1 protein-coding gene and 1 pseudogene are annotated in these 1,983 nt (G+C 36.3%); both read right to left on the bottom strand.

The window, feature by feature from the left end:
- Positions 1 to 205: 205 nt before the first annotated feature.
- A pseudogene (locus U881_RS12245) lies at positions 206 to 917 on the bottom strand (variable large family protein); the annotation flags it as partial.
- A 110-nt stretch (positions 918 to 1,027) separates the two neighbouring features.
- The coding region (locus U881_RS0102850) for a variable large family protein (protein ID WP_024653162.1) at positions 1,028 to 1,983 on the bottom strand (956 nt) is incomplete at its 5' end.

Raw genomic sequence — 1,983 nt, 5'->3', positions numbered from 1 at the left:
CAAAACAAAACACAAATTAATAAAAAAAATGCATGAAATGCACAAATGATAAATGAATGTCAAATAAAAAATACAAAAGAAATACAGTGAAATCAATTAATTAAACAAGAAAACATCTTTCCTGTTTGCCTAACACAGAAAAAAAGAAGTGTTTCCTTTAAATAACCTTTTTGCAATAATTAATTTCACTATACTGAATTGACTCTTAAACTGCTGGTTTTAGAGCCCTTGCTTTATCTACTTCTTGCTTTACTTTCTCAAGAACATTCCTTACTATCTTCTTAACTATATCTTCCAATGACACTAACAATTTATTTACTGCAGTTCTTCCTGATGATTGCACTGCTTTGTCATCGTCATAACTATGTACAGCTAATTTACCATCTTTAACTAATGAACGTAAGGCTATTCCTCCTGCTACTGCTGCTGCTTTTGCTACCCCCTGTACTAAATGACCAGTATTATCTGTTCCTTTTGCAAATTCAAATGGAGTTGTATTTACTTCTGCATCTCCCCCTAGTGATTTAACATCAGTGTCTTTTTATTTCACTATTGACTCTAACATTTCCTATCCACTCACTGATGATACTATTAATGCTGCTTTATCTCCCACTGCTTGCACCTGCATTAGCACCTGCTGTCAAGACCTTGGCTCCATTCTCTGGATTAGCCACTCCTATTAATGCTTGAATCAATGTCACACTACTTGCACTTGGGTTCTTTAACTTGTTGCGTCTTCGCTATCTCTACTATGCCTTTCAATGCTTGATACGCTTTCTTTAATTCCTCTGTATTTGCTGCTACTCCTTGTTAATTGCTTGATGCAGCTCCTACTACATTCCTCATCATCTATCTCTTTTAACAACTCTAAATGCCCTTTTAATTCCCCCTAATACCTTCTTAGCTCCATCAACTGCTCCTTATTTAATACTATAGATCACATATGCTAAAAAAAAGAAAACAACTCTTCTGCATAAATAGAAAAGTGTTTTCCTTTAATGACTTTATTATTTAGTTTAATGATTTATTATTTCGTAGTAGGTTGAGTAGTACTAGCTTCAGTAGCATTAATTCCAGGAGTATCTGAGTATTGTATTTCTTTAAAAGCTTCTCTTACTTTATCTAGATTATTTGCCACTGTTTTCCTAATTATTACATCAAGTATCCCTAGTACTTTGTTTACCGCACTTGCAGCTGCTGCTTTCACTGTTTCAGTATCTGCATTATTAGCACTAAATTTACCACCCTTAGTCATAGCCTTTAAAGCTACAGCTGCTACTAGATCAGCATTGGTCTTTGCACCATTGTTAGCCGCACCAGCATTCGCATTAGAAGCAGCTAGTGCTCCAGCTTCATGATTATTATTGTTACCAGCAAGAGCAGCAGGAACAGTAGCCTTAGCATTCTTAATTTTGTCAATCATTGCCCATGGATCTGCTTTTGATACCTCAGCTACTAGTTTAAGACCAGCATTAGCACCAGCATTGCCATTAGCACCACCAAGTACAGCAGGAGCATCAGTAGTAGCAGCAGCTGTTACCTGTCCACCAGCATTCCCAACATCAATTTTTACACCAGACTTCTCTGCTACTTCAATAATAGTTTGAACTCCACCAATAATAGCTTCAACTCCAGCCTTTTCAGCAGCACCAGGAACAGCATCAGCATTATGACCAATTGGGTTACCATCATTAGTTACACTAGCCAGTTTAGTTAAAGCAGCAATTAGTTGCTCAAAAATCTCAATTGCTCCTTTAATTGCACCCTTAACAGTTTCAACTGTGTTATCCTCAGCATTCTTAGCTTCAGAGATTTTACTTGATAGCTCGTTTAACTTATTCTTAGTTGTTGTAAGTCCATCTCCTATTTTCTTAAAGTGTTCTCCTACTTTGCTTCTATTATCATCTGATTTAACAACATTAAAGCCTAATGCATCACCAACAACATTCCCAAAAACGCCAAAAATCTCCTGAAATCCTTGAC

Source organism: Borrelia persica No12 (assembly GCF_000500045.1).
Lineage (GTDB): Bacteria > Spirochaetota > Spirochaetia > Borreliales > Borreliaceae > Borrelia > Borrelia persica.
The sequence above is the reverse complement of the archived record's forward strand: the minus strand, read 5'-3'. Positions and strand labels throughout refer to the sequence as shown.